The sequence below is a fragment of the Paraburkholderia sp. SIMBA_053 genome (genome assembly GCF_046534895.1).
GTDB lineage: Bacteria > Pseudomonadota > Gammaproteobacteria > Burkholderiales > Burkholderiaceae > Paraburkholderia > Paraburkholderia caledonica.
In genome coordinates this window covers 1-333 of the sequence record NZ_JAWRXU010000293.1, presented here as the reverse complement: position 1 = coordinate 333, position 333 = coordinate 1, and the positions used below count along the sequence as shown (strand labels likewise).

Sequence of the window (333 nt, the reverse complement as noted above, 5' to 3'; positions counted from 1 at the left end):
AATGAACTGGCCAGTCTTTTCTGCCAGATGCAACAGGATTGCGCCCGACTCGAAAACCGATGCATCGAGTTGACAGTCTACGATGGCGGGCATCCGGTTGTTCGGGGAAATTTTTTCGAAGTCGGGAGCGAACTGCATCCCTTTGCTGATATCGACGGGATGTACCCGATATCTCACCTGCGCTTCCTCAAGGAAGATGGCAACTTTCTGGCCGTTGGGGGTGGGCCAATAGTAGAAGTCAATATCGGAAGAGTTAACGTTCGCTGCGGTCGCCATGGGAATTCCTCGTGGGTCGAATTCGGAATCACGCTGTTCGTGATTGATGGCGCTGAG

General features: G+C 52.9%; 1 protein-coding gene. It reads right to left on the bottom strand.

The genetic code is table 11. The features are described 5' to 3' along the window. Nucleotides 1-276, bottom strand: a 276-nt coding sequence (locus tag SB753_RS35690) for a glutathione S-transferase N-terminal domain-containing protein (RefSeq protein ID WP_410804802.1), incomplete at its 3' end; no start/stop codon positions are given. Nucleotides 277-333 lie beyond the last annotated feature (57 nt).